This window comes from Pseudoduganella sp. UC29_71, from assembly GCF_042693265.1.
GTDB lineage: Bacteria > Pseudomonadota > Gammaproteobacteria > Burkholderiales > Burkholderiaceae_D > Rugamonas.
In genome coordinates, this window is sequence record NZ_CP170549.1 from 6,105,904 (window position 1) to 6,129,112 (window position 23,209).

27 protein-coding genes, 1 tRNA gene and 1 pseudogene are annotated in these 23,209 nt (G+C 65.8%); 12 read left to right on the forward strand and 17 right to left on the reverse strand.

Features of this window, described 5'->3' with window-relative positions; all coding sequences use genetic code 11:
- Positions 1 to 8: 8 nt before the first annotated feature.
- Positions 9 to 1,277 carry a PHA-depolymerase-like protein gene (locus ACFJI2_RS27275; protein ID WP_377702673.1) on the reverse strand — a complete coding sequence of 423 codons (1,269 nt, stop codon included), beginning with the start codon at positions 1,275 to 1,277 and terminating at the stop codon, positions 9 to 11.
- 145 nt (positions 1,278 to 1,422) lie between these two features.
- Here ACFJI2_RS27275 and ACFJI2_RS27280 point away from each other — a divergent pair, with 145 nt between their 5' ends.
- Together ACFJI2_RS27280 and ACFJI2_RS27285 are read left to right on the forward strand one after the other, a co-directional pair.
- On the forward strand, positions 1,423 to 2,022 hold the full coding sequence (locus ACFJI2_RS27280) for a glutathione peroxidase (RefSeq protein WP_377702674.1): 600 nt from the start codon (positions 1,423 to 1,425) through the stop codon (positions 2,020 to 2,022).
- Positions 2,023 to 2,034: 12 nt separating this feature from the next.
- Positions 2,035 to 3,303 carry an alpha/beta hydrolase gene (locus ACFJI2_RS27285; RefSeq protein ID WP_377702675.1) on the forward strand — a complete coding sequence of 423 codons (1,269 nt, stop codon included), beginning with the start codon at positions 2,035 to 2,037 and terminating at the stop codon, positions 3,301 to 3,303.
- An 8-nt stretch (positions 3,304 to 3,311) separates the two neighbouring features.
- On the opposite strand, the gene ACFJI2_RS27290 is transcribed toward ACFJI2_RS27285, so the two are convergent.
- Complete coding sequence (locus tag ACFJI2_RS27290) at positions 3,312 to 3,719, reverse strand: rhodanese-like domain-containing protein (protein ID WP_377702676.1); 408 nt, start codon at positions 3,717 to 3,719, stop codon at positions 3,312 to 3,314.
- 95 nt (positions 3,720 to 3,814) lie between these two features.
- On the opposite strand from ACFJI2_RS27290, the pseudogene ftrA reads away from it, so the two are divergent.
- Positions 3,815 to 4,770: pseudogene (ftrA, locus tag ACFJI2_RS27295) on the forward strand (transcriptional regulator FtrA).
- 86 nt (positions 4,771 to 4,856) lie between these two features.
- Positions 4,857 to 5,216, forward strand: a complete 360-nt coding sequence (locus ACFJI2_RS27300) for a DUF1428 domain-containing protein (protein ID WP_377702677.1) — start codon at positions 4,857 to 4,859, stop codon at positions 5,214 to 5,216.
- Here the strand turns inward: ACFJI2_RS27300 and ACFJI2_RS27305 are convergent.
- The 4 genes from ACFJI2_RS27305 to ACFJI2_RS27320 form a co-directional block, all read right to left on the reverse strand.
- Positions 5,203 to 5,817 (reverse strand): DUF6058 family natural product biosynthesis protein, encoded by a 615-nt coding sequence (locus tag ACFJI2_RS27305; protein WP_377702678.1) that lies wholly within the window; start codon positions 5,815 to 5,817, stop codon positions 5,203 to 5,205. The genes ACFJI2_RS27300 and ACFJI2_RS27305 overlap by 14 nt on opposite strands.
- Before the next feature lie 84 nt (positions 5,818 to 5,901).
- Positions 5,902 to 7,770 (reverse strand): aminodeoxychorismate synthase component I, encoded by a 1,869-nt coding sequence (gene pabB / locus ACFJI2_RS27310; protein WP_377702679.1) that lies wholly within the window; start codon positions 7,768 to 7,770, stop codon positions 5,902 to 5,904.
- Between the two features lie 45 nt (positions 7,771 to 7,815).
- Positions 7,816 to 8,391 (reverse strand): nucleoid occlusion factor SlmA, encoded by a 576-nt coding sequence (slmA, locus tag ACFJI2_RS27315; RefSeq protein ID WP_107869652.1) that lies wholly within the window; start codon positions 8,389 to 8,391, stop codon positions 7,816 to 7,818.
- Between the two features lie 26 nt (positions 8,392 to 8,417).
- Entirely contained in the window at positions 8,418 to 9,119 is a 702-nt protein-coding gene (locus tag ACFJI2_RS27320; RefSeq protein ID WP_377702680.1) for a pyrimidine 5'-nucleotidase, read from the reverse strand.
- A 77-nt stretch (positions 9,120 to 9,196) separates the two neighbouring features.
- On the opposite strand from ACFJI2_RS27320, the gene ACFJI2_RS27325 reads away from it, so the two are divergent.
- On the forward strand, positions 9,197 to 10,090 hold the full coding sequence (locus ACFJI2_RS27325) for a TraB/GumN family protein (RefSeq protein ID WP_377702681.1): 894 nt from the start codon (positions 9,197 to 9,199) through the stop codon (positions 10,088 to 10,090).
- Between the two features lie 33 nt (positions 10,091 to 10,123).
- Here the strand turns inward: ACFJI2_RS27325 and ACFJI2_RS27330 are convergent.
- Positions 10,124 to 10,198, reverse strand: a tRNA-Thr gene (locus tag ACFJI2_RS27330).
- Between the two features lie 43 nt (positions 10,199 to 10,241).
- On the reverse strand, positions 10,242 to 11,168 hold the full coding sequence (gene argB, locus ACFJI2_RS27335) for an acetylglutamate kinase (protein WP_107869655.1): 927 nt from the start codon (positions 11,166 to 11,168) through the stop codon (positions 10,242 to 10,244).
- A 112-nt stretch (positions 11,169 to 11,280) separates the two neighbouring features.
- Between argB and ACFJI2_RS27340 the strand changes: the two genes are divergently transcribed.
- From ACFJI2_RS27340 to ACFJI2_RS27350, 3 genes are read left to right on the forward strand one after another with little or no spacing between them, the layout of a single operon-like run.
- Positions 11,281 to 11,850: a sigma-70 family RNA polymerase sigma factor gene (locus tag ACFJI2_RS27340; protein WP_107869656.1), complete on the forward strand. Its 570-nt coding sequence runs from the start codon at positions 11,281 to 11,283 to the stop codon at positions 11,848 to 11,850.
- 4 nt (positions 11,851 to 11,854) lie between these two features.
- Positions 11,855 to 12,046: a zf-HC2 domain-containing protein gene (locus ACFJI2_RS27345; RefSeq protein WP_377702682.1), complete on the forward strand. Its 192-nt coding sequence runs from the start codon at positions 11,855 to 11,857 to the stop codon at positions 12,044 to 12,046.
- Positions 12,043 to 12,249, forward strand: a complete 207-nt coding sequence (locus tag ACFJI2_RS27350) for a cysteine-rich CWC family protein (RefSeq protein WP_377702683.1) — start codon at positions 12,043 to 12,045, stop codon at positions 12,247 to 12,249. The genes ACFJI2_RS27345 and ACFJI2_RS27350 overlap by 4 nt, the downstream gene beginning before the upstream one ends.
- A 38-nt stretch (positions 12,250 to 12,287) precedes the next feature.
- Here ACFJI2_RS27350 and ACFJI2_RS27355 read toward each other — a convergent pair whose 3' ends face one another.
- Both ACFJI2_RS27355 and ACFJI2_RS27360 read right to left on the reverse strand, forming a co-directional pair.
- The gene (locus ACFJI2_RS27355) at positions 12,288 to 13,679 is read right to left on the reverse strand and encodes a PHB depolymerase family esterase (RefSeq protein WP_377702684.1); all 1,392 of its coding nucleotides are present in this window, start codon (positions 13,677 to 13,679) and stop codon (positions 12,288 to 12,290) included.
- Positions 13,680 to 13,709: 30 nt separating this feature from the next.
- Positions 13,710 to 14,123: a CopG family transcriptional regulator gene (locus ACFJI2_RS27360; protein WP_107869659.1), complete on the reverse strand. Its 414-nt coding sequence runs from the start codon at positions 14,121 to 14,123 to the stop codon at positions 13,710 to 13,712.
- Positions 14,124 to 14,264: 141 nt separating this feature from the next.
- Between ACFJI2_RS27360 and ACFJI2_RS27365 the strand changes: the two genes are divergently transcribed.
- The 4 genes from ACFJI2_RS27365 (at position 14,265) to ACFJI2_RS27380 (ending at position 16,831) form a co-directional block, all read left to right on the forward strand.
- Positions 14,265 to 14,636 carry a VOC family protein gene (locus ACFJI2_RS27365; RefSeq protein WP_377702685.1) on the forward strand — a complete coding sequence of 124 codons (372 nt, stop codon included), beginning with the start codon at positions 14,265 to 14,267 and terminating at the stop codon, positions 14,634 to 14,636.
- A 31-nt stretch (positions 14,637 to 14,667) separates the two neighbouring features.
- Positions 14,668 to 14,883 carry a DUF1289 domain-containing protein gene (locus tag ACFJI2_RS27370; RefSeq protein WP_107869661.1) on the forward strand — a complete coding sequence of 72 codons (216 nt, stop codon included), beginning with the start codon at positions 14,668 to 14,670 and terminating at the stop codon, positions 14,881 to 14,883.
- 8 nt (positions 14,884 to 14,891) lie between these two features.
- The gene (locus ACFJI2_RS27375) at positions 14,892 to 15,803 is read left to right on the forward strand and encodes an MBL fold metallo-hydrolase (protein ID WP_107979725.1); all 912 of its coding nucleotides are present in this window, start codon (positions 14,892 to 14,894) and stop codon (positions 15,801 to 15,803) included.
- A gap of 74 nt (positions 15,804 to 15,877) precedes the next feature.
- Positions 15,878 to 16,831: an NAD(P)H-dependent flavin oxidoreductase gene (locus ACFJI2_RS27380; protein ID WP_377702686.1), complete on the forward strand. Its 954-nt coding sequence runs from the start codon at positions 15,878 to 15,880 to the stop codon at positions 16,829 to 16,831.
- A 126-nt stretch (positions 16,832 to 16,957) separates the two neighbouring features.
- On the opposite strand, the gene ACFJI2_RS27385 is transcribed toward ACFJI2_RS27380, so the two are convergent.
- The 7 genes from ACFJI2_RS27385 to ACFJI2_RS27415 all read right to left on the reverse strand — a co-directional run bounded on the left by ACFJI2_RS27385 (position 16,958) and on the right by ACFJI2_RS27415 (position 23,201).
- On the reverse strand, positions 16,958 to 17,566 hold the full coding sequence (locus tag ACFJI2_RS27385) for a transcriptional regulator (protein ID WP_377702687.1): 609 nt from the start codon (positions 17,564 to 17,566) through the stop codon (positions 16,958 to 16,960).
- A 61-nt stretch (positions 17,567 to 17,627) separates the two neighbouring features.
- On the reverse strand, positions 17,628 to 18,206 hold the full coding sequence (locus ACFJI2_RS27390; protein WP_377702688.1) for a hypoxanthine-guanine phosphoribosyltransferase: 579 nt from the start codon (positions 18,204 to 18,206) through the stop codon (positions 17,628 to 17,630).
- Positions 18,207 to 18,299: 93 nt separating this feature from the next.
- The gene (locus ACFJI2_RS27395; RefSeq protein WP_377705921.1) at positions 18,300 to 19,553 is read right to left on the reverse strand and encodes a phenylacetate--CoA ligase family protein; all 1,254 of its coding nucleotides are present in this window, start codon (positions 19,551 to 19,553) and stop codon (positions 18,300 to 18,302) included.
- Complete coding sequence (locus tag ACFJI2_RS27400; protein ID WP_377702689.1) at positions 19,553 to 19,903, reverse strand: MmcQ/YjbR family DNA-binding protein; 351 nt, start codon at positions 19,901 to 19,903, stop codon at positions 19,553 to 19,555. Before ACFJI2_RS27400 ends, ACFJI2_RS27395 begins: the two co-directional genes overlap by 1 nt.
- 7 nt (positions 19,904 to 19,910) lie before the next feature.
- Positions 19,911 to 20,735, reverse strand: coding sequence for an ABC transporter ATP-binding protein (locus ACFJI2_RS27405; RefSeq protein ID WP_107869668.1), 825 nt, complete (start codon positions 20,733 to 20,735; stop codon positions 19,911 to 19,913).
- Positions 20,736 to 20,807: 72 nt separating this feature from the next.
- Positions 20,808 to 22,112 carry an ABC transporter substrate-binding protein gene (locus tag ACFJI2_RS27410; protein ID WP_107869669.1) on the reverse strand — a complete coding sequence of 435 codons (1,305 nt, stop codon included), beginning with the start codon at positions 22,110 to 22,112 and terminating at the stop codon, positions 20,808 to 20,810.
- A gap of 30 nt (positions 22,113 to 22,142) precedes the next feature.
- Positions 22,143 to 23,201: a branched-chain amino acid ABC transporter permease gene (locus tag ACFJI2_RS27415; RefSeq protein ID WP_377702690.1), complete on the reverse strand. Its 1,059-nt coding sequence runs from the start codon at positions 23,199 to 23,201 to the stop codon at positions 22,143 to 22,145.
- Between the last annotated feature and the right edge of the window lie 8 nt (positions 23,202 to 23,209).

Below are 23,209 nucleotides of genomic sequence, written 5' to 3' on the forward strand. Positions count from 1 at the left end.
ACGACCTCCTATGGACAGGTGCCTACAACGAAATGGCCGGGCGCGGTGCGCCGCAGCGTGGTGCGGATGAACAGGCTGTTCAGGCCCATGCTTTGGCCCGATCCCTGCGCATACGCGAAAAAGAAGCGCTCGTAGGCGCGGCCGGCGCGCACATGGTCCGGGTTGCTGGCGGTGAAGCAGGCCACGCCGTCCGGCGGCGGCGGGGGCGGCGTGCCAGTGGCGCCGGTCAGGCGGTCCACCATGGCTTTGACGGCGGCCATCTGGCGGCCGTTCTTGCGGGCGAAATTGGCGTCGTCGTAGTTGAACCAGTCCCAGCAGGCGTTCGGATTGGCCAGCGGAAAGACCGGCGCCGCCTGCGGAAACAGCAGCAGGATGCGGTTGCTGTCGGCCCAGGGCAGGTAGCCGGTGTTGAGGATGAATTGGTCGCCGATGCTGCGCGCATCCTGCTTGCAGCCGTGGAAGGCCACATGCAGCTTGCAGCCCTGGCCACCGCTGCCGCCGCTGACATCGCAGGCCGGCGGAATGTAGAGGAAACCGCTGGCGGCCATGCCGTGCGTGGTGGGATCGGCCAGGTACTGGGCTTGGTCGAATTCCAGCAGGCGGCCGGCCGGGGCGCTGGTGCTGCGCGGCGCCAGGCCGGGGTAGATCCATTGCAGTAGCAGCCCGGCCGCGTCGACGCCGCAGTTGTTGATGTAGGGCGAACCGAGCTTGGAACAGGCGTTGCCGAAGCTGTCGGTGGGCATGGCGTGCTGGGCGGCAACGTCCTTGCGGTAGCTGATGTTGGCGCTGTCGATATAGCGGCGGTAGTAGCTGTGCAGGTCGTTCATCACGGCTTGCGGCACCACGGTGTCCTCGGTGCCGGAAAACATCCAGATGCGCTGGCTGGCCAGGTTGGCCACCGGGTCGATGCTGCCGCTGGCGGCGTACTGCTCGGTGAGCGCGGCCAGCCCCGCCACGTCGGTGCCGCCGGGCCGCACGCGGCACAGGCCGAGGCCGGTACAGCTGCAGACGGAGGTGGCGGTGTCCACGCTGCCGTGGGAACAGCTGTAGGGGCCGCCGGCCACGATGCCGGCGCCCTTCAGGCCGGCGGAATAGGCCACGCTGTACTGCACGGCCATGTAGCCGCCGGAGGACAGGCCGGACACGGACACGTCGGCCGCCTTCATCGCGGGCAGGCCGGGCAGTTGCGCGCGCAGGGGCAGCAGCAGCAGTGCGATGCAGACCAGCGTCAGCAGGATGATCACATGCAGCAGGCGGCGGGAGCGGGGGTGACGCATAAGGCCTCTCGGTTGCTGAGGAAAACAGCCATTGTGCTGGCCGGGCGGGGGGCGGAGTTTAATCTGCGTCAAATGTGCGGCACTTAAGTGCGGCAGTCAGGTGTTTGGCATAGAATGGATTTTTTACTCTGATTGCGCGCCCATCATGTCCAAAAAAATCCTCTCCCTCGCTTTCGTGTCCTCGCTGGCCGCGCTGGCTGCCATGCCGGCCCATGCGCAATCGGCCGGCCCTGCCGCCGCACCCGCCGCAGTCGCGCCGGCCGCCTGCCCGGCCATCCTGAAACAGTCGTTCAACCGCCTGCAGGACGAGGCGCCGCAGGACTTGTGCCAGTACGCCGGCAAGGTGATCCTGGTGGTGAACACGGCCAGCTACTGCGGCTACACCAAGCAGTACGAAGGGCTGGAAGCGCTGTACGGCAAGTACAGCGGCAAGGGCCTGGTGGTGCTGGGCTTCCCGTCGAACGACTTCGGCAAGCAGGAGCCGGGCTCGGCCAAGGAGATCGCCGACCTGTGCTACAACACCTATGGCGTGAAGTTCCCCATGTTCGCCAAGTCGGTGGTGTCGGGAACGGCCGCCAATCCCTTCTACGCCAGCCTGATCAAGGCCACCGGCAAGACCCCGGCTTGGAACTTCCATAAATACCTGATCGACCGCAATGGCAAGGTCGTGGACAGTTTCCCGAGCAAGGTGACGCCGGACGACAAGCAACTGGTCGGCGCGGTGGAAAAAGCGCTGGGCGGCTAAGCGGCCCGCGCCATGGTCGCCAAGCCAGGCCAGCCAGCCCCGCCTTCCCGTGTAGCCGACCTGATCGGCGCCGCGCGCCTGGCGACGGGCGCGGTCGGCGGCGTGGCCGACTTGGCGCAAGCGCTGCACATGGCCATCCTGGGCAACATTCCCGCCCCGGTGGGCCGTCCGCTGGCGTTGGCCACCTCGCTGGTGTACCGCAGCGTGCGGGGCGTGGCCGGGCTGGCAGGCGGCGGCGTGGAGCACGCACTGGCGCGCCTGCAGCCCCTGCTGGGCGAGCGTAGCGGCTGGGCCGGCCGCGAGGCCGTGCTGGCCGCGCTGAACGGCGTGCTGGGCGACCAGCTCGCGCGCGACAACAATCCGCTCGCCATCCGCATGCAATTCCGGCGCCACGGCCAGCCGCTGGCAAACATGCCCGCAGTCGGCTCCGCTGCCGCCAGCGCCAGCGCCGCGTCGGCCGCCGCGTCCGCCTCCGCCGCCACCGCCGCCACCGCTGCGCCGCCCGGCAGCCGCATCCTCGTGCTGGCGCACGGCCTTTGCATGAACGACCTGCAGTGGCAGCGCAACGGCCACGACCACGGCGCGCTGCTGGAGCGCGAACGCGGCTACACGCCGGTCTACCTGCACTACAACACCGGCCGCCACATTTCCGAAAACGGCGACGATTTCGCCCATCACCTCGAAGCTCTGCTGGCGCAATGGCCGGTGCCGGTGGACGAGCTGGTTATCGTGGGCCACAGCATGGGCGGCCTGGTCGCGCGCAGCGCCTGCCACTACGGCGCGCAAGCCGGGCACCGCTGGCTGTCGAAGCTGCGCAAGCTGGTCTTCCTCGGATCGCCGCACCATGGCGCGCCGCTGGAGCGCGGCGGCAACTGGGTGCATCTGCTGACGGACCTGACCCCCTACACGGCCCCCTTCACCCGCCTGGCCAAGCTGCGCAGCCCTGGCATTACCGACTTGCGCCATGGCAGCCTGCTCGACGACGACTGGGTCGGCCGAGACCGCTTCTCCCACCGCAGCGCCCCGCCAGCCCCTGTCCCGCTGCCCGCCAGCGTGGCCTGCTACGCGCTGGCGGCCACCATAGGCAAAGACCCCGGCCAACTGAGCGGCCGCCTCGCAGGTGACGGCCTCGTCCCCCTTGCCAGCGCGCTGGGCCAGCACCCCGACCCGCAACGCACCCTCGCCATCCCCGCCGAACGCCAGGCGACCGTATACGGCGTCAACCACATGGAACTGCTCGACTCCCCGCAAGCGGCTACGCGGCTGCTCGAGTGGCTCTGAGCGGGGCTTTATGCCGCGGCAAGGGCAGCGGTGGCAAGTTCGAAGCCTTCGTCCAGCCAGCCGGTGATGCCGCCGGTCATGAGCTTGACGGGCAGGCCAAGCTTGGCGAGGCGCACGGCGGCGCGGGCGGCGCCGTTGCAGTGCGGGCCGGCGCAGTAGACCACGAACAGCGTGCCCTCGGGGTAGGCCGCCATCTTCGAGCCGATGATCTTGCGGTGCGCCAAATCCACCGCGCCCGGCACGTGGCCTGCCGCGTACTTTTCCGTGCCGCGCACGTCGAGCAGCACGAAATCCTGCTGGCCGGTGCTGAGCGCGTGGTGCACGTCCCAGCAGTCGGTTTCGAACGCGAACGCGGCTTCGAAGTGCGCCAGGGCGAGCTGGCTGGGGGCGGCGGCGGTTTCGGTGACGAGCGACATGGCGGTTCTCCTGTTTGGTTGCGGTGATGCCATTATCGAAGCCGGCCGCCACATGCGGCAGTGGCGCATATGCCAATATCCGGTAAGATTGCGCCATGAACAAACATCTTGTCGTCGCGCTGGCCTATGACCGGCTGTGCACCTTCGAATTCGGCTGCGTGGTCGAACTGTTCGCGCTGGAGCGCCCCGAGCTGGGCGTGGACTGGTACGACTTCAAGGTGTGCGCCGTCGAGCCCGGCCCGATCCGCGCGGCGGGCGGCATCACCGTGCAGGCGCCCTACGAGCCGAACTGCTGGCGCTGGCCGACACCATCGTCATCCCCGGCTGGCGCGACGCCGACGAGCCGCCGCCGCCCGCGCTGCTGGACGCCATCCGCGCCGCCCACGCGCGCGGCGCCCGCTTGTGCTCGATCTGCTCCGGCGTGTTCGTGCTGGCCGCCGCCGGCGTGCTGGACGGCCTGCGCGCGACCACCCACTGGCGCTACACGGAGCGGCTGGCACGCCGCCACCCCCGCGTGGTCGTGCAGCCGGACGACCTGTACGTGGACCAGGGCCAGGTCATCACCTCGGCCGGCTCCGCAGCCGGCATCGACATGCTGCTGCACCTGGTGCGGCGCGACCACGGCGCGCGCGTCGGCAACCTGGTGGCGCAGCGGCTGGTAGTGGCGCCGCACCGTGAGGGCGGCCAGGCCCAGTTCTTGCCGCGCCCCATGGCGCACGACGAGCAGGGCCGCCTGTCGCGCCTGATGGACTGGCTGCGCGCCAACCCCGCGCAGCCGCACACCGTGAAATCGATGGCCGAACGCGCCGCCATGAGTGCACGCACCCTGCAGCGCCAGTTCCAGGACGCCACCGGCATGGGGCCGGTCGAATGGCTCACGCGCGAACGCATCGCCATCGCCAAGGACTTGCTGGAAGCGGCCGACGTCCCGCTCGCGCAGGTGGCCGAGCGTGCCGGCTTCGGCTCCGAAGAATCGCTGCGCCACCATTTCCGCCGCCTCGCCGCCACCAGCCCCGGCGCCTACCGCCGCCGCTTCGCCGCCACGCCTTAGCCGTGCCTGCACGTATCGTGCGCGGCTTGTGTTGCGGGTGGGCTTGGCCTAATCTGGGAAGCTCACCAACCGTGAAGGAGACAGCCATGCCTTATGTCGATGGATTTGTATTGCCGGTTCCCATGAAGAACCTGGATGCGTACAAAAAGATGTCCAATACCTGCGGCGCTATCTGGCGCGAGTATGGCGCGCTGGAGTACCGCGAGTGCGTCGGCGACGATGTGAAGCCGGGCGAGCACACCTCGTTCCCGCAAGCCGTGAAGCTGGAGGAGGGCGAGACCGTGGTGTTCTCGTGGATCGTTTACGAGTCGCGCGCCAAGCGCGATGAAGTCAACGAGAAGGTGATGAAGGACCCGCGCCTGGCCGAGTGGATGAAGCCGGAAAGCATGCCGTTTGACGGCAAGCGCATGTTCTGGGGCGGCTTTGAAATGATCATTGACCTGTAGACACGGCAAGCTGCGCGCGCAGCGCATCGATCAGGCTGTGGCGCGAACTGCGGGTGCGCTCATGCGGCGCGAACTGCGAGCTGGCCAGGTCCAGCAAATCGATCGCCGCCAGCAGGCGCTCGCGCTGCGCGCCATCCAGTTCCGCCACGCCGTGCGTCGACAGGCTGCGGATGGTGGCGGCGGCCAGTTCCTTGGCCGCGATGTCCTCCGGCAGTCCCGAGCGCGTGCACAGGCCGTAAGTGCCGCCCAGGAAGTGCCGCCACTCTTCGCGCAGGTCCGGCTTGTGCGCAGCACCGCCCAGCGCTTCCAGCCGCGCCAGGTAGCGTCCGGCGAACATGTTGAACCCATCTTCCTCGTGCGCCAGCGTTCGCACAGTAGCCGCCCATTGTGTGGTGCCGTGCGCGTAGTAGCGCACGCTCGTTTGTTCCGCATGCGCGCCGAAATAGGAATCGCAGGCGATGTCCAGCCGCAGTGCGTAGGAAGGCTGCGGCATCAGCCGGCGCGCCTGCAGGTCCGCCAGCTCGGCGGCGCGCAAGCCGCTCGAGGACAGCAGTTGCGCTTCGGTGAGGTAAGTGTCTTCCAGGTAGCGTATCAGTTCCATGTTGGCCCCGTGCGGTGATCGATGGCGCTCACTGTACGGCGACGGCCGCAGCCTCGCTTCGAGCTGCGGCGAAACGTGGAATGCTTACAGCACGGCGCGCAGGGCGCCGCGCAAGGCGTTGCAGACCACGATGTCCTCCGCCTGCGCCAGCATCTCGCGCGTGATCACGCGCTCTTCCGCGTTCCATGCCGGGTCGTCCAGCATGGCGGCGCGCATCACGCCGGGCAGCAGGCCGCTGGCCAGCGGCGGCGTGTACCAGCGGCCCTCCAGCTTGACGAACACGCTGCTGCGGCCGCCTTCAGCCAGCTCGCCGCGCTGGTTGAAGAACAGCATGTCGAACGCGCCCTGCGCCTCGGCCGCGCGCCATGCGGCGTCGTAGCGGGCGCGCAGATTGGTCTTGTGGCGCAGGAACAGCTCGCCGCTGTCGATGGCGTCGCCGGACAGCAGCACGCGCACCGGTTCGGCCAGCGGCGCCAGCACGCCTTGCTGCACGGCGAAGGCGCCGGCCTGGTTCAGCGCCAGGCGCAGGCGCGTGGGCGTGGCGGGCGCCATCATATTGCAGGCCATCGCCACATAGGCGCGCGCCGCGCTGTCGTTGTAGGCGAAGCCGAAATAGCGCGCGGACGCGGACAGGCGCTGCAAATGCCGCTCCAGGTTGCGCACACCGTGCTCGCGCGTGGCGTACATGGTTTCGAACAGTTCGAAGTCGTTGGACAGGCCGGTGAGGAAGCGCGCCTTGAGCTGGCACTCGGCGAATTCGTCAGCCGCTTCGCTGTCGTAGACGATGCCCGCGCCCACGCCCATCTCGCCGCGCCGTACGCCGCCTGGTGTGCCATCAAGCGGCGCTTGTAGCGCCAGCGTGCGGATCGGCACCGACATGCAGAACTCGCCCACGCCGTGGTCCGAAGGCTGGAACCAGCCGATGGCGCCGGTGTACAGGCCGCGCGGCGCCGGCTCCAGCTCCGCGATGATTTCCATGGTGCGCCGCTTGGGCGCGCCGGTGATGGAGCCGCAGGGATAGAGCGCGCTGAAGATGGCGGCCATGTCCACGTCGTCGCGCAGCCTGGCGCGCACGGTGGACGTCATTTGCAGCACGCTGCTGTAGCGCCGCACTTCAAACAGCGCCGGCACTTCCACCGTGCCGGTTTGCGCGATGCGGCCGATGTCGTTGCGCAGCAGGTCCACGATCATCAGGTTCTCGGCGCGGTTCTTGGTGTCCGCCGCCAGCGCTGCGGCGCGCTTCACGTTCTCCTCATCGTCATTGCCGGCCGCTGCGGGCGCCGTGCCTTTCATCGGCCGCGCAGTGAGCTCGCCGTGCGCGTGGCGCACGAACAGTTCCGGCGACAGCGACAGCACCGCCGTGCCGTCGTCCAGCGCCACCAGCGCGCCGTAAGGCACTGGCTGGCGCGCGCGCAGGCGCTCGTACAGGCCGAAGATGGAGCCGAAGGCGTCGAAGCGCAGGCGGTAGGTGTAGTTCACCTGGTAGGTGTCGCCGGCGGCGATATAGTCGCGGATGCGGTCGATGGCGGCGGTGAACTGCGCCTGGTCCACATTGGCGTGGATGTCCGCAATGCCGGCCGGGGTTTCATCCGCTTCCGAACACGCCGCCAGCCAGGCCGCCACTTCGGCCTGCGACAGCAGGTCGCAACGGTTGAAGATCAGGATCTGCGCCAATGGCTGGTCCGCCTGGTCCGCCTGGTCCGCCTGGTCCGCCTGCGCGGCGGCCATGCCGGCGATATGCGCGCCCAGTTCGTAGGCGCACAGCGTCACCGCGTGCTGGCCGTTGCCCAGCGCGGTCTCCATCTGCTCGAGGATGCGGTGCCAGCCGGCGAGGTCGTGGCAGCGCAAGGTGACGGCATGGCTGGTGTACAGGCGCGAGCGCGCCGTGGCCATGCCGTCCGGGCTGGCGTCGTCCAGCAATGCGAAGCACTGCGCACTTGTTTCAACACTCATGTTCTTACTCGGTTTCGCGCTCGTTGGTCGCGCTTGGTTTGCGGCTCAGTTCAGCAGCAGGGCGATTTGCACCGCGGCGTCCTGCGCGGGGTTCAGCTTGAAGCCGCTCTTGGCGTAGCGGTGCCAGCGGCCGGTCACATAGCTTACCAGCATGGCCGCGCGGGCCGCCACGTCGGCCTCGTGGCCCTTGCCTTCACTGGCGGCCAGGCGCAAGGCCTGCTTCAGCGCCAGCTCCACGCGGTCGTAGAACTGGTTCATGCGCGCTTGCAGGCGCTCGTCCTCGTTCACCAGCGCGTCGCCGATCAGCACCCGCGTCATGCCGGGATTGCTGCTGGCGAACTGCAGCAGCATGCCGACGATGCCGCGCGCCTGCGCCAGGCCGTCTTCCTCGCGCTCGGCGATCTGGTTGATCAGGCCGAACACGGTGGCCTCGATGAACTCGATCAGCCCCTCGAACATCTGCGCCTTGCTGGCGAAATGGCGGTACAGGGCCGCTTCGGAAAACTCCAGTTTGCGGGCCAGCGCGGCGGTGGTGATCTTGTCGCCTTTGGGCTGCTCCAGCATCTCGGCCAGAGCTTCCAGAATTTGTTGCCTGCGTTGGCCTGGCTGTGTGCTTGCCATGGGATCTCGACGGGTGAATGAAAAAGTTAGCGCAGCCGGGACAGATGCGCAGGCAGTTGCCTTACAGATTTTACTTTGACATCGACCCAAGCGGGGCGATTTAGTCTTTTTGGCACGTGGACCGCGCCGATCGGGTCGGCCATCTTCAGGTATTGCGTCACCCACGCGGTGCGCATGCCCAGGCCGTGCGCGGTGCGCAGATTGGCCAGGGTATCCTCCACCAGAATGCAGCGGCGCGGCGTCACGCCCTGCTTGCGCATCAGGCTGCGCAGCATCAGGCGCGAAGGCTTGGGCCGCAGCTGGCGGTGGATGCGCATCGACTCGATGGCCACGTGGTGCGAGAAGTGGCGGTGCAAGCCCATATGCCGCAGCACCATGGCCGAATAGCGGTGCGGCGCGTTGGTGAGCAGGATTTTGCGGCCGGGCAGGGCGCGCAGCAAGCGGCCCAGGCCCTTCTCGGCCCGTATCATCCGCGCCAGGTCGGGCATGCTGTGCGTCTCGTGCAGGAAGTGCTCCGAGCGCACGCCGTGGTGCTTCACCAGGCCCAGCAGGGTGGCGCCGTAGCGCTGCCAGTACAGCTTGCGCGCCGCGTTCACCTCTTCAGTGCTGGCCGGCGCGCCTTCCTTGCCCAGCACGCGCGCGATGTAGGCGTTCATATTGGCGGTGATGGCCGGGAAAATGGCATGCGACGCGTTGTGCAGCGTATTGTCCAGATCAAACAGCCACACAGGCGCCCTGGTGGAAGGTTTATTATTCACAGCTAAGCTCAGTACAAAAGGTAAACATGCGACGCCAGATTATAGTGATGTTTTGCAGTCTCTTCCTGCTGCTGCCCGGCGGCGTCCATGCGGAGGGACCGCAAACCGCTGTGCCGAACCGGGGCGCGCTGTTCAAACTGGAGCAAGGCGGGCACACCGCTTATCTGTTCGGCACCATCCACGTCGGCGCCGCCGATTTCTATCCGCTCGAGCCGCGCGTGATGCAAGCCTTGCAACGCGCCACCGTGCTGGCGCTGGAAGTCGATCCGCTGGGCGACCCGGCCAAGATCGGCATCGCGGTGCGCGAGCATGGCCTGTACCAGCGCGGGCGCGGCCCGGCGTCGGCCGAGCTGCCCGCGCCATACCGGCCGCGCCTGGAGCGCCTGCTGCGCCGTTATTCCATTGCCGACGAAGCCGTGGCGGCCATGAAGCCGTGGATGCTGGCCAGCCTGCTCACCGTGAGCGAATTCGCGGCGCAAGGCTATGACGCCAGCCTGGCGGTGGACGCCTGGCTGTCGCAGCAGGCCCGCGCGCGCAAGCTGCGCGTGGTGGAGCTGGAATCGGTGGCGGGCCAGATGGCGCTGTTCAACCGCATGACCATGGCCGAGCAGGCGCTGTTCCTGCAGGAGGGCATTATCGCGATTGAAGACCAGGAGCAGGCCACGCAGGCGCGCGAGATCGCCAATGCGTGGCGCCATGCCGATGCCGCCGCGCTGGACGCGCTGGCGCGCAAAGCGGCCGACGACGACACCTTCTCGGGCCGCTTCGTGCAGAAGGTGCTGCTGGACGGACGCAATCCCGCGCTGGCGGACAATGTGGTGAAACTGATGGCGCGCGAAAAAAACAGCCTGGTGGCGATCGGCATCCTGCATCTGGTGGGAACGGGCAGCGTACCGGAATTGCTGAAGCAGCGCGGCGTGGCGGTGGAGCGGATTTACTAGGGAGTGTACAGCGGGAGGTACTGCGGGAAGGAATGGTGCCCTTGACGTGGATTGAACACGTGGCCTCTCCCTTACCAAGGGAGTGCTCTACCACTGAGCTACAAGGGCATACACATCGGCGGTGCAAGTGGCTTAAAGCACCGCCAAAACTTTAGTGAGACCGGATCATAGTGCCAAAAGCCTGTTCCGTCAAGACTTCCAGCAACAAAGAATGCTCGATGCGGCCGTCGATGATGTGCACCGTGTTCACGCCGGACTTCGCCGCGTCCAGCGCTGACGAAATTTTAGGCAGCATGCCGCCGGAGATGGTGCCGTCGGCGAACATCTCGTCGATTTCACGCGCCGACAGGTCGGTCACCAGGTTGCCGTTCTTGTCCTGCACGCCGGCGATATTGGTCATCATGATCAGCTTTTCGGCTTTCAGGATTTCCGCGATCTTGCCGGCCACCACGTCGGCGTTGATGTTGTAGGCCTGGCCATCCTGGCCGAAGCCGATCGGCGAAATGATGGGAATGAAGGCGTCGTCCTGCAGTGCCTTCACCACGGCCGGGTTGATCGCGTCGATCTCGCCGACGAAGCCGATGTCCAGGAACTGGCCCGGATTGTCGCGGTCCGGCATGGCCATCTTGCGCGCGCGGATCAAGCCGCCGTCCTTGCCGGTCAGGCCCACCGCCTGGCCGCCGTAGTGATTAATCAGCATCACGATGTCCTGCTGTACTTCGCCGCCCAGTACCCACTCCACCACTTCCATGGTTTCTTCGTCGGTGATGCGCATGCCCTGCACGAAGGTGCCTTGCTTGCCGATTTTCTTCAGCGCGTTGTCGATCTGGGGACCGCCGCCGTGCACCACCACCGGATTCATGCCCACCAGCTTCAACAGGATCACATCGCGCGCGAAGCCGTGTTTCAGGCGTTCGTCGGTCATGGCGTTGCCGCCGTATTTGATGACGATGGTCTTGCCATGGAAATTGCGGATGTAGGGCAGCGCCTCGGCCAGAATCTGCGCCTTGATCGCGGGCGAAACCGCGGTCAGGTCGTCAGAAGGTACGGCCAGGGTCAAATTGGTGAGTTGGGTCATGGCGAATCCGGTAAAAAGGTGAGCGATGTTAAGTCAAAGGCTGGCTTCCAGCACGCATTATAGGGCTTTTTGCGGTTGTAATTTCCCGGATGTTCCGCTAGGCTGGCCCGAAATGAACCCATCCCAATCACTTCATAGCCAGCTGGAAGCCATGCGGCCCCAGCTTGTCCGCTTCGCACTGTTGCAATTGCGGAATGAATCGCTGGCCGAAGACGCGGTGCAGGACACGCTGATCGCGGTGCTGGAGCAGCCGGAGCGCTTCCAGGGCCAGTCCTCGCTGCGCACCTACGTCACCGGCATCCTGAAGTTCAAGATCATCGACAACCTGCGCGCCGCCACCCGCGAGCGCCAGATCGACACGGCAGAGGACCAGTCGGAGGACGATGCCATCGACGCGCTGTTCGCCGCAGACGGCCACACCGTGGAGATGCCGCGCCAATGGGGCGATCCGGACCGCACGCTGGAGCAGAAGGATTTTTTCAAGGTGCTGGAAGTGTGCCTGGAGAAGCTGCCCGCCAAGAACGCGCGCATTTTCATGATGCGCGAGTGGCTGGAGCTGGAAACGGAAGAAATTTGTAAGGAATTGGCGATCACTTCGGCTAATGCCTGGGTGCTGCTGTACCGCGCGCGCTTGCGCCTGCGCGAATGCCTGGACCTGAACTGGTTCGGCGCACGGGGATAGGAATATGGATCGTTTGAAACCGACTTGCAAGGAAGTGCACCGGCTCGTGTCCGAAGGCATGGACCGCGACCTGTCGCTGGTGGAGCGCACGCGCATGCGGCTGCACCTGATGGTGTGCGGCGCCTGCACGCGCTTCAACAACCAGATGGACACGCTGCGCAAGGCCATGCGGATTTTCCCCGGAGACGAGCCATGAGCGTCTGCAAGCGCTGCGGCGCGGAATTCAGCTGCGCCATGGCGGACGGCGGCGACGGCGGCCCGTGCTGGTGCACCGCCATGCCCCCCGCCGTACCGGTCCCCGGCCCCGCCACCGACTTAACCTGCTGGTGCCCCGCCTGCCTCAAAGACCACATCGCCCAGCGCCAGGCCACTACGGAGCTACAGCGTAGGGCGGATTAGCGCAGCGTAATCCGCCAAGCGCCGCCGCCAACGCCTGCCTATCCCGCCACGGTGCGGAAGAACCGCATCATCTCCCTGCTCGCATCCGGCCCCTTCCCATCGGTATAGCTGCCCGCCGCGCTGCCCCCCGACCAGGCATGGCCGGCGCCATGCACCACCCAATGCTCGCCCAGCGGCGTGCCATCCTCATGGCGGTGCGTGGTAACGGTATAGCGGTGTCCGTTCGGCACGCTGCCCCCATCGGCTTCCGCCGTGGCCTGCGCCACGCCGTGCGCGCGCAGTTTCTGCTCGATCACCTGCTCGCCGTTGCGCGGGTGGACCGTGCGGTCCTGGTCGCCGTGGAACACGATGATAGGCAGGCTGGCGCCTTCCGTATGCGCAGCCTTGGCTACATTGCCCGGCGCACCGCGCTTCATCGCGCTCAGCGCCGACGGCAGATCCTGCGCCGACGCATACGGCAAGCCCGAATGCACCCCCACCGCCGCGAACAAGTCCGGATACAGCGTGCCGACGATGACGGCCATCGCACCGCCCGCCGACAGGCCCGCCACGTACACTTGGCGTTCGTCCACCGGATACCCGGCGATCACCTGCTGCGCAATGCCCGCGATGATGGAAGGCTCGCCCTGGCCGCGCTGCTGGTCGAGCGCATTGAACCAGTTCCAGCACTTGTGGTTATTGGCCTGCTGCGATTGCGCGGGATAGACCACGAAGCACTGCTTCTCCTCGGCCACCGCGTTCATCTGCGTGCCTGCCGCGAAATCGTCCGGGTCCTGCGTGCAGCCGTGCAGCATCACCAGCAGCGGCATGGCCTGGCCGTGATAGGTGCTGGGGATGTACAGCTTGTAGCTGCGGGTGCCGGCGTGGTTCGTATAGCTGCCGCTGATGAACTGCGCGCCTTCCGGCACCGGCACGGGCGTCCCCTTGCCGCCCTTCATGCCGGGCAGGTCGAAGTTCGGCATCTCGAAATTGCCCAGGTCCAGCCCGGACGGCAGCTTGCCGCCGTTCACGCCCAGCTGGCCCAGCAAGTCTTCGACGAAGGCTTGCGCATTGGGCGGCATGTGCGGCATGGGCGGCGGCGTCCAGCCGTGGGCCGGCGCCTGCTCCCCGGAAGCTGCCCCCGCGTCGGGCTGCGGCTGGACGCTCCGTGCCGTGCCTGCCCGCGACGCCGTGTGGCTTGCCGCATCGTCCTGCGGCGCGGCGCCGGCGCGTGCCGTTCCGCCCGGCGGCGGATTGATGTCGCGCATCGGCGGCGCCTCCGGCGCCATGCCCGGTGCGGGCTGCGCTTGCCGCGCGCCGCCCAGATTCAGCCCCGCGAGCGCCCGTTGGATCGCCTCCGTGGCCGCTGCCGGCCCCTTGCCCGCGCCCTTGCCGAAGAGTTGCTGCGTCGCCGCTCGTAGCTGGCTGAATAGCTGATGGTTCAATTTCATGTCCTGCCCCTTCAAGCGCCCATGCGGACGCTAATGAATGCGCCCTGCAAGCGCGGTTTTCAATACAGCGCTGGCGTGCAGTGCACCCAGTACGAATATTGATTCTATGGTTGCCAGCGCTAACTCCACCGACACGTCGTTGGCAATGCTCGCCAGCCCCAGCACGTGGATGCGCAAGCGCTCGCCGGCCGCCTGCAGCTGCTCCAGGTCTTGCCGGCTGTAGTGCTGCATCCCCAGGACCAGGCTCTTGCGCGCCACGGTCTGTTTCACCACGTCGGCGTGCTGGGCCAGCTGGTTGCGGATCGCAGTGCGGATCAGATCGGTGCGGTTGGCGTAAAAGCCTTCCTGCACCAGCAAATCGATCTGCCCGAGGTCGATCGGCCCCAGGTTGATCGTGATCTTTTCCGAATCGCTTGTTTTCAGTCTCAGTTCTTGCATTGCCATCGTCTCCACTTCCTTTCTATTCCTTCCAATTGGCATCTAAGCGCCATCCACATGGATGGTAGTATAGGGGCGAACCCTCTAATTGCAAGCGCGGATTTGCGGGTTGGAGTATGGTTGAGGGGTGTTCACATAGGTAAAACCATGGCAAAAATAATTGGACTCGACCACGTGCAAGTGGCTATCCCGGTCGGCGCGGAAGACGCGGCGCGTGAGTTTTATGGCAATGTTCTCGGCATGCAGGAGCTGCAAAAGCCGGCCAACCTGGCCGTGCGCGGCGGGTGCTGGTTCGCCTCCGGCAACCAGCAAATCCACATCGGCGGCGAAAGCAACTTCCTGCCGGCCAGGAAAGCCCACCCGGCGCTGCTGGTCGACGACCTGGCCGGCTACCTGGCGCAATTGAAGCAGCACGGCCTGGACGGCGGCTTTGACGAGCCGGTGCCGGGCGCCCTGCGCGCCACCATCTTCGACCCCTTCGGCAACCGGATTGAGCTGGTGCAGCGCCTGGCGCGGTAAAATGCGCGCATTCTTCCCCTGAAACTGCGCCATGAGCACTGAAAATCCCACCGGCACGCCCGAACTGGCCTCGCCGGTGCCATCCCCCTGTGTCAGCCTGTGCAAGATGAACCGGGACACCGGTTATTGCGAAGGCTGCATGCGCACCATCGACGAAATCGTGCAGTGGTCGCGCGCCGACGACGACTTCAAGCGCCATGTGTGGGCCGAAATCCGCCGCCGCGAGCAGCTGATCGATTTTGAATAGACGTACCAATGAAAGCTTTACCCGATAATGTCCACGTCTTTGAGCGTGGCTGGCTCTCGTCCAACAATGTGCTGATGCTGGGCCGCCACGAGGCCACGCTGGTCGACAGCGGCTACCTGGTGCACGCGCCGCAAACGCTGGACCTGGTGCGCCACGCCCTCAAGGGCCGCCGCCTGGACCGCATCGTTAACACCCATATGCACTCGGACCACTGCGGCGGCAACGCGGTGCTGCAGGCCCACTACGGCAGCGAAACGCTGGTGCCGGTGTCCGAACTGGAGAACGTGCGCCACTGGGACGAGGACAAGCTCAGCTTCAAAGCCACCGGCCAGCAATGCCAGCGCTTCAGCGCGGACGGCGCGCTCGCCCCCGGCGACCGGCTCACCATGGCCGACCTGGAATGGCAAGTGCTGGGCGCGCCCGGCCACGACGCCCATTCGCTGATGCTGTACTGCGCGCAGGAAGGTATCCTGATCTCGGCCGACGCGCTGTGGCAGAACGGCTTCGGCGTGATCTTCCCCGAGCTGGACGGCGAGTCCGGTTTCATCGAGGAACGCGCCACGCTGGACCTGATCGCCACGCTGGACGTGCGCACCGTCATTCCCGGCCACGGCGCCGTGTTCACCGACGTGGCGGCCGCACTGAAACGTGCCCGCACCCGGCTCGATTTCCTGTCCGGCAACCCCGTGCGCAACGCCGAGTACGCGGTAAAGGTGCTGCTCAAGTTCCTGCTGCTGGAGCGCCAGCGCATGGCGCTGGACGAGGTACCGGCCATGTTTGCCAGGCTGCCCATCATCGTGGCCGCTTCCCAACGCTACCTGGACAAGACGCCGGAAGAAACCGCCGAGTGGACCATCAAGCAACTGGTGCGTGCCTGCAGCGCCCGCATTGAGAGTGGGTACTTACTCAACGACGGTTGAAATTTGAAGCACGATCGTACTATTTTCGATTTATAATGGTTTGACCGCTTTCAACCATTCATTCGGAGTTCCACATGGCCCTGCCTACCGTGCTGCAAAACCTGACCCTTCCCGTCATCGCGTCGCCGATGTTTATCGCCAGCGGCCCGAAGCTGGTGGCGGCGCAGTGCAAGGCCGGCATCGTCGGCTCCTTCCCGGCGCTGAACGCGCGCCCGGCCGAGCTGCTGGACACCTGGCTGACCGAGCTGCAAGCCGAGCTGGCCGAATTCCAGGCTGCCAATCCGGGCAAGCGCGTCGGCCCCATTGCCGTCAACCAGATCGTGCACCAGTCGAACGACCGCCTGGCGCATGACGTGGAAGTGTGCGTGAAGCACCAGGTGCCCATCATCATTTCGTCGCTGCGCGCGCCGCCGAAAGAGATGATGGACGCCATCCACAGCTATGGCGGCATCGTGCTGCACGACGTGGTGTCGATCCGCCATGCGCAGAAAGCGCTGGAAGCGGGCGTGGACGGCCTGATCCTGGTCGCCAGCGGCGCCGGCGGCCACGCGGGCACCCTGTCCCCGTTCGCGCTGGTGGGCGAAGTGCGCAAGTTCTTCAAAGGGCCGATCGCCCTGTCCGGCTCCATCGCCACCGGCGACGCCATCCTGGCCGCGCAAGCGATGGGCGCCGACTTCGCCTACATCGGCTCGCGCTGGCTGGCCACGCAGGAATCGAACGTGACGGACGAGTACCGCGACGCCATCGTGCAATCGGCGGCGGCGGACATCGTCTACACCAACCTGTTCACCGGCGTGCACGGCAACTACCTGAAGAAATCCATCGTCAACGCCGGCCTGGACCCGGACGCGCTGCCTGAATCGGACAAGAGCAAGATGAGCTTCGGCTCCGGCAGCGCCAAAGCCTGGCGCGACATCTGGGGCGCCGGCCAGGGCGTCGGCCTGATGGACGACGTGCCGACCGTGGCCGAGATGATGGAACGCCTGAAGTCCGAATACGCCGCCGCCCGCGCCCGCCTGAGCCTGTAATCCGCTTTTCGCCTCGAAAGGCCGCCAGCAGGATTTGCCTGCTCGGTTTGAGGAGTTGCTGATATGGCAGGGCGACAAGCTCGGCGTTTGGTACGACGCGCCCGGGATCGCTGTGCGCTGAGGTGGTCAGGGAAGCTGGGCCAGCTTGATCAGGTCGGCCTCGGAACCCTTGATGAAAATTTTGGGTTGTTCCAGGATGGCGCGCAGGGCGGCGTCGCCGGTGCGCCAGAGGTGGCCGAACTGGTCGGCAGTGTGGAAGACGGGGCGCACTTCGCGTCCCAGTGCGCCGGTCAGTTCGGACAGCGCCTGGCGCAGTGCCGGCAGCCCTGCGGCTGGCGCGGCCACGATGGCGATCAGGTCGATGCCGCTGCTGGCGTGTACGGTGCCTGTCACGGCGTCGCCGTGGATGAAAACGGCTTCCAGCTCGGGCAGCTGGGCTTGCAGCGCGGCGCGGATCAGGTCGCCGGCGCCGAAGGTTTTCACGACGATGCTGTGCAGTTCCTCGAAGATGGCGGCGTCGCGGTCCACCTGGTAGTGCTTCTGGTTGCCGGCGCGCCAGCTGTGCACCAGGCCCGATTCCTCCAGGCTGGCCAGCTCGCGCTGCACCGCGCCCGAGCCGCAGGCGGCCAGCGCGATAATCTCGTTGGCGTAGAAGGAACGGTTGGGCTGGCCATAGAGCACGGCCAGCACGCGCTGCTGCGTCTTGGTGAATAGTACGTCGGCGAAGATACCCATATTGGGTATCTTAGTTCGCCACAGCGTGAACGTCCAGAAGCGCAGCTAGGCGTTCAGGCGTTCAGGCGTTCAGGTCGTCGGTGTTGATGGCCCACAAGCCCGGCAGGTTGCGCCAGTAGCCGTACGCGTCCATGCCGTAGCCCACCACGAAGCGGTTGGGGATGGTGATGCCGACGATGTCCGCCGTCACCGGCTTGGCCTTGCCTATGGCCTTGTCGCAGAACACAGCCAGGATCACCTCGGAGGCGCCCATGTCCAGCAGGCGCTGCTTCACGTGCGCCAGGGTTTCGCCCTCGTCCAGGATATCGTCCAGCACGATCACGGTACGGCCCACCACGTTGGAGCGCGGGATCACTTTCCACACCACGGCGCCGCCCTTGTCCTCGTCGCCGTAGCGGCTCACGTGGATGTAGTCGAATTCGAGCGGGAAGGTCAGCTGCGGCAGCAGGTTGCCGGTGAAGACCACGGCGCCGCCCATCACGCCCAGCACCAGCGGGAATTCCTGGTTCTCGGGATGGTCGAAGCGTTCGTTCAGCTCGCCCGCCATGCGGGCGACGGCAGTCTGCACGGCGTCCTGGTCGAAGATTTCTTCTGCGTTTTTCAGCAGGTCACGGGCGCGGTTGTGGTGAAAGTCTTGCATGATTTTCGTCTTAATCTGACAGCTGTAGGAATGGTCTTTATTATCCGCCATATCCCGCGAGGCCGCTCCGGCGTTGGATTCGCGCTACAGATGTCAGGAATAGTCGCGTACGTCGTCGATCACCTTGCCATCGTTCGGCAAACTGCCCCGAACCGCAAACTCCACTTCGCCGCGCAGCTTGGTCAGGTCGCGAATAGTTTCTATGATGGAACTAGCCTGTACAGCGCCCGGATTGTCGACTTCGCAATGCAAGGTCATCACATCGTTGGCCATTTTGCCGGACACCACCAGCCGTGCTTTCAGGATTTCCGGGTGGCGGCGCGCGATTTCGTTCACCTGCGACGGATGCACGAACATGGCGCGCACCTTGGTAGTCTGGTCGGCGCGCCCCATCCAGCCGCGGATGCGGACGTTGGTGCGGCCGCAGGGCGAGGGCGGTGCATCGGTCAGGATGGCCGACAGGTCGCCGGTGGCGAAGCGGATCAGCGGATAGTCCGGGTTGAACAGCGTCACCAGCACTTCGCCCACCTCGCCGGGCGGCACCGGCTCGCCGCTGCCGGGGCGCACGATTTCCAGCAGCACGTCCTCGTCCAGCACCATGCCGGGATGGACCGTGTCGCCGCTGCGGGTTTCGTAGGCGATGCTGCCGATGTCGGCCGACGCATAGGTTTGCAGCACGTGCGGCACGCCGTTCTCGGCAAACCAGCGCCGCAGCGATTCGGGCAGGGCTTCAGCGCCCATCATGGCCTGCTTTACGCTGCTGATGTCGGCGCCCATTTCGCGCGCCTTCTCGATGATGATCTTGAGGAAGGAGGGCGTGCCGATGTAGGTGTCCGGCTTGAGCGATTCCATGGCCTGCACCTGCATCTCGGTCTGCCCGCTGCCGGCCGGGATCACCGCGCAGCCGATGCGGGCGGCGCCGCCTTCCACCATGAAGGCGGCCGGCGTGAAGTGGTAGGCGAAGCAGTTCTGCAGCAGGCCGCCGGCGCGCACGCCGGCCGCGTACATGGGCCGCGAAAAGCGCCACCAGTCGGCGCCGCGCCCTTCGGGATCGAAGATGGGGCCGGGCGACATGAACACGCGCCCCAGCTGGTTCAGCGCCGTGGCGTTCAGGCCGCCGAAAGGCTTGAGCTGCTGCTGCAGGCTTTTCAGTTCGGACTTGCGCGTGACCGGCAGCGCGGCCAGGGCGGCGCGGCTGCTGACGGCGTTGGCGTCCACGCCGGCCAGGATGCGGCTCCAGCCCGGCGCGCTTTGCGCGCGCGCGATCAGGCCGGGCAGGCGCGCCAGCAGCTCGCGTTCGCGCTGCTCGGGCGGGCGGGTTTCCAGGCTGTCCAGAGTGTCGCTCATCATTGTTCTCCGATTTCGCGCTGCAGTTTCTTGGTCAGTTTGCCGAAGATGATTTCGTAGGAACGCTTCAGCAGTGCGGCCGCTTCGGCGTCGCTCACCGCCTTCGGGTCGACGATCTTCACCCACTTGGCGCGCGCCAGGTAGGGCGCGGCGATGATGCCGGGGCGATCGGTCAGTTCCAGGAAGCGCTCGTCGTCCACCTTGAAGCTGATGCCTTCGGCGTCCGCGCAGTTGCCGGTGACGGCGAACATTTTCTCGCCCACCGAGAACACCAGGTCCTCGCCCCACTTGATGTCTTCCGTTGCGCCGGGCAGGGCGCGGCACACGGCCTTGGCTTTTTCCAGGTTCATGCTTGCCTCAAGCCAGCCAGCGTTTGCGGCGGCGGTAAAACTTCATGTCGCGGAAGCTCTTGCGGCCGGCGCCGGACATGCCAAGGTAGAACTCCTTCACGTCCTCGTTGTTGGCCAGCTCGGTGGCTTCGCCTTCCATCACCACGCGGCCGTTTTCGAGGATGTAGCCGAAGTCCGCGTAGCGCAGGGCCACGTTGGTGTTCTGCTCGGCCAGCAGGAAGGACACGTTTTCCTTGTGGTTCAAGTCCTTCACGATGCCGAAGATTTCATCGACTATCTGCGGTGCGATGCCCATCGACGGTTCATCGAGCAAAATCATGGAAGGCTTGGCCATCAGTGCACGGCCTATCGCGCACATCTGCTGCTCGCCGCCCGAGGTGTAGCCGGCCTGGCTGGCGCGGCGCTCCTTCAGGCGCGGGAAATAGTGGTACACCTTGTCCAGCGATTCCTTCAGTTCCGCGCGGCTCAGGCTGCGCGTGTAGGCGCCGGTCAGCAGGTTTTCCTCGATGGTCAGGTGGCCGAAGCAGTGGCGGCCCTCCATCACCTGCGACAGGCCGCGCTTCACCAGTTCGTTCGGCGTGAGCTGGTCCACGCGCTCGCCCTTGAACTGGACTTCGCCCTTGGTCACGTCGCCCCGTTCGCCGCGCAGCAGCGTGGACACCGTCTTCAGCGTGGTCGATTTGCCCGCGCCGTTGGCCCCCAGCAGCGCCACGATTTTCCCCTGCGGGACTTGCAGCGAAACGCCTTTCAGCACCAGGATCACGTGGTCATAAATGACCTCGATATTGTTCACCGAAAGGTAGGGCGGCGGAGCGATGGCAGTAGTGTTCATATGCGTTCTCGATCAAGTTTCGTAGGGCGGGTTAGCACGCCAGTGCGTAACCCGCCAACGCCAGCGTGCCGCTTACTTCGCGCAAGCCGGTGTAATGCCCTTCTCCGCCGCGTACTTGGCGGACGACTCCTCCACCAGCTTGCGGGTCAGCGCCTTGTCGCCCACCACCCAGTTCGGCGTGATGGCCACCCACTTCTTGCCATCCCACTGCTGCACCTTCACCGCGCCCGAACCCTCGTGGTCATCGCAGCTGGTTTTCACCGGCGGGAACATGCCCAGCGCGCCCAGCGCCTTCTGGCGTGCCTCGTCCACGTTCAGGTTCTCCAGGCCCCAGCGGATCTGGTCGCCGGTCATCACCTTGCCCTTGCCGAACTTCTCCTGCGCGGTGCGGATCGCTTCGCCGTACAGCACGCCGGCCGTCACGCCGCGCATGTGGTACACGGAACCGATGCGGCTCTGGTCGGCCAGGTTGCCCTTGCCGGCGGCGTAGACCTTCTTGCGCAGGTCGTCTAGCAGCGGGTAGTTGCCCGGCGTGTTGAAGGTCATCGAGGTGTAGCCTTTGGCGGCGTCGCCGGAAGCGACGGTGTCTTCCTCCGAACCGGCCCACCACACGCCCAGCATCTTCTCGCGCGGGAAGCCGTTGCGCTGCGCCGTCTTGATGGCGACCGAATTCATCACGCCCCAGCCCCACAGGATCACATGGTCCGGATTGGCCTGGCGGATCTGCAGCCACTGCGACTGCTGCTCGCTGCCCGGTGGCGCCACGGCGATCTTGATCAGCTCAAAGCCGTGCTGCTTGGCCAGTTCCTCCAGCACCGGCAAGGGTTCCTTGCCGAAGGCCGAGTCGTGGTACAGGTGCACGATCTTCTTGCCCTTCAGCTTGGCCATGCCGCCGTTCTTGTCGCCCAGGTATTTGATCATGGCGGCGGCCTGGTTCCAGTAGCTGGTAATCAGCGGGAACACATAGGGGAAGACCTTGCCGTTGGCGGCGTCCGAGCGGCCGTAGCCCAGGGTGGTCATCGGCACTTTGTCCTTGGCCACGCGGTCCAGGATGCCGTAGGCGATGCCGGTCGACAGCGGCTCCACCAGGGTGGCGCCGCCATCCTTGGTTTTCAGGCGCTCGTAGCATTCGATGCCGCGCGACGGGTTGTATTCGGTCTCGCATTCTTCCCACGAGATCTTGGTGCCGTTGATGCCGCCGTTGGCGTTCACCAGGTTGAAGTAGTCGATGATGCCGCCGTAGAAGCCGGAGCCGCCAGCAGCGTAAGGGCCGACGCGGTAGGAAGGCAGTGCGATGAACTGTTCGGATTGAGCGTAAGCGCCACCCACGGATGCCAGCAGCGTCGCGCCTATCACCAGGGATTTAATCGATTTCATTTTTGTCTCCTTCAATGTTTTAGGTTGCGCTCAGTGCGGGAAAGGCCACAGGCGCAGTTTCTCTTTACCGATTTGCCACAAACGCGCCAGACCGTGAGGTTCCACGATCAGGAAAAAGATGATGAGGGCGCCAAACACCATCAACTCGAGATTCGATGCCACGCTGGTCGGCAGTCCCAGGCCGTGCGCCAGGATGTTCAGGAACACCGGCAACAGCACGATAAAGGCCGCGCCGAGGAAGGAGCCCAGGATGGAGCCCACGCCGCCGATGATGATCATGAACAGGATGCGGAACGACAGGTCCAGGTTGTACGCTTCCGGCTCCACCGTGCCGAGGTAGGCGAAGGCGTACAGCGCCCCGGCCACGCCGCAGTAGAAGGAGCTGACCGCGAAAGCCATCAGCTTGGTGCGCAGCGGGCGGAAGCCGATCACTTCGGCCGCCACGTCCATGTCGCGGATCGCCATCCAGGAGCGGCCCACGTTGGAGCGCACCATGTTCTTGGCCAGCAGCGCCATCACGGACACCACCAGCAGCACCAGCAGGTATTTGCGGGCCGGCGTGTCGAAGGCGTAGCCGAGGATTTCCATTTTCTGTGCGGTGATCACGCCGGACGAGCTGTAATTCGTCAGCCAGCCTATCTTGGTGAGGCACCACACCACGAAAAACTGCGTGGCCAGCGTGGAGGCGGCCAGGTAAAAGCCGCGGATGCGCAGCGACGGCAGGCCGAAGGCGATGCCCACCATGGCCGCGCACAGGCCGCCCAGCACGAAGGCCAGCAGCACCGGTATGCCGGGAATGCGCAGGATGAAGTTGTAGGAGGCGAAAGCGCCCACCGCCATGAAGGCGGCGGTGCCCAGCGACAGCTGGCCCGCGTAGCCGGTGAGGATGTTCAGCCCCAGCGCGGCCAGCGCGAAGATCAGGAAGGGAATCAGTATGGCCGACAGCATGTAGGGCGAAGCCAGCAGCGGCAAGGCCAGCACGGCCACCGCCATGGTGGTGATGACGGCGATGCGGTCCTGGCGGATGGGGAAGATCTGCCCGTCGGTGACGTAGCTGGTCTTGAATTGTCCTGCTTCACGATAGAACATGGTGGAGT

What these genes read in the sequence shown, in the direction of transcription:
- ACFJI2_RS27275 (WP_377702673.1), bottom strand. Translation starts at nt 1,277, where the DNA reads ATGCGTCACCCCCGCTCCCGCCGCCTGCTGCATGTGATCATCCTGCTG.
- ACFJI2_RS27280 (WP_377702674.1), top strand. Translation starts at nt 1,423, where the DNA reads ATGTCCAAAAAAATCCTCTCCCTCGCTTTCGTGTCCTCGCTGGCCGCG.
- ACFJI2_RS27285 (WP_377702675.1), top strand. Translation starts at nt 2,035, where the DNA reads ATGGTCGCCAAGCCAGGCCAGCCAGCCCCGCCTTCCCGTGTAGCCGAC.
- ACFJI2_RS27290 (WP_377702676.1), bottom strand. Translation starts at nt 3,719, where the DNA reads ATGTCGCTCGTCACCGAAACCGCCGCCGCCCCCAGCCAGCTCGCCCTG.
- ACFJI2_RS27300 (WP_377702677.1), top strand. Translation starts at nt 4,857, where the DNA reads ATGCCTTATGTCGATGGATTTGTATTGCCGGTTCCCATGAAGAACCTG.
- ACFJI2_RS27305 (WP_377702678.1), bottom strand. Translation starts at nt 5,817, where the DNA reads ATGGAACTGATACGCTACCTGGAAGACACTTACCTCACCGAAGCGCAA.
- pabB (WP_377702679.1), bottom strand. Translation starts at nt 7,770, where the DNA reads ATGAGTGTTGAAACAAGTGCGCAGTGCTTCGCATTGCTGGACGACGCC.
- slmA (WP_107869652.1), bottom strand. Translation starts at nt 8,391, where the DNA reads ATGGCAAGCACACAGCCAGGCCAACGCAGGCAACAAATTCTGGAAGCT.
- ACFJI2_RS27325 (WP_377702681.1), top strand. Translation starts at nt 9,197, where the DNA reads ATGTTTTGCAGTCTCTTCCTGCTGCTGCCCGGCGGCGTCCATGCGGAG.
- argB (WP_107869655.1), bottom strand. Translation starts at nt 11,168, where the DNA reads ATGACCCAACTCACCAATTTGACCCTGGCCGTACCTTCTGACGACCTG.
- ACFJI2_RS27340 (WP_107869656.1), top strand. Translation starts at nt 11,281, where the DNA reads ATGAACCCATCCCAATCACTTCATAGCCAGCTGGAAGCCATGCGGCCC.
- ACFJI2_RS27345 (WP_377702682.1), top strand. Translation starts at nt 11,855, where the DNA reads ATGGATCGTTTGAAACCGACTTGCAAGGAAGTGCACCGGCTCGTGTCC.
- ACFJI2_RS27350 (WP_377702683.1), top strand. Translation starts at nt 12,043, where the DNA reads ATGAGCGTCTGCAAGCGCTGCGGCGCGGAATTCAGCTGCGCCATGGCG.
- ACFJI2_RS27355 (WP_377702684.1), bottom strand. Translation starts at nt 13,679, where the DNA reads ATGAAATTGAACCATCAGCTATTCAGCCAGCTACGAGCGGCGACGCAG.
- ACFJI2_RS27360 (WP_107869659.1), bottom strand. Translation starts at nt 14,123, where the DNA reads ATGGCAATGCAAGAACTGAGACTGAAAACAAGCGATTCGGAAAAGATC.
- ACFJI2_RS27365 (WP_377702685.1), top strand. Translation starts at nt 14,265, where the DNA reads ATGGCAAAAATAATTGGACTCGACCACGTGCAAGTGGCTATCCCGGTC.
- ACFJI2_RS27370 (WP_107869661.1), top strand. Translation starts at nt 14,668, where the DNA reads ATGAGCACTGAAAATCCCACCGGCACGCCCGAACTGGCCTCGCCGGTG.
- ACFJI2_RS27375 (WP_107979725.1), top strand. Translation starts at nt 14,892, where the DNA reads ATGAAAGCTTTACCCGATAATGTCCACGTCTTTGAGCGTGGCTGGCTC.
- ACFJI2_RS27380 (WP_377702686.1), top strand. Translation starts at nt 15,878, where the DNA reads ATGGCCCTGCCTACCGTGCTGCAAAACCTGACCCTTCCCGTCATCGCG.
- ACFJI2_RS27385 (WP_377702687.1), bottom strand. Translation starts at nt 17,566, where the DNA reads ATGGGTATCTTCGCCGACGTACTATTCACCAAGACGCAGCAGCGCGTG.
- ACFJI2_RS27390 (WP_377702688.1), bottom strand. Translation starts at nt 18,206, where the DNA reads ATGCAAGACTTTCACCACAACCGCGCCCGTGACCTGCTGAAAAACGCA.
- ACFJI2_RS27395 (WP_377705921.1), bottom strand. Translation starts at nt 19,553, where the DNA reads ATGAGCGACACTCTGGACAGCCTGGAAACCCGCCCGCCCGAGCAGCGC.
- ACFJI2_RS27400 (WP_377702689.1), bottom strand. Translation starts at nt 19,903, where the DNA reads ATGAACCTGGAAAAAGCCAAGGCCGTGTGCCGCGCCCTGCCCGGCGCA.
- ACFJI2_RS27405 (WP_107869668.1), bottom strand. Translation starts at nt 20,735, where the DNA reads ATGAACACTACTGCCATCGCTCCGCCGCCCTACCTTTCGGTGAACAAT.
- ACFJI2_RS27410 (WP_107869669.1), bottom strand. Translation starts at nt 22,112, where the DNA reads ATGAAATCGATTAAATCCCTGGTGATAGGCGCGACGCTGCTGGCATCC.
- ACFJI2_RS27415 (WP_377702690.1), bottom strand. Translation starts at nt 23,201, where the DNA reads ATGTTCTATCGTGAAGCAGGACAATTCAAGACCAGCTACGTCACCGAC.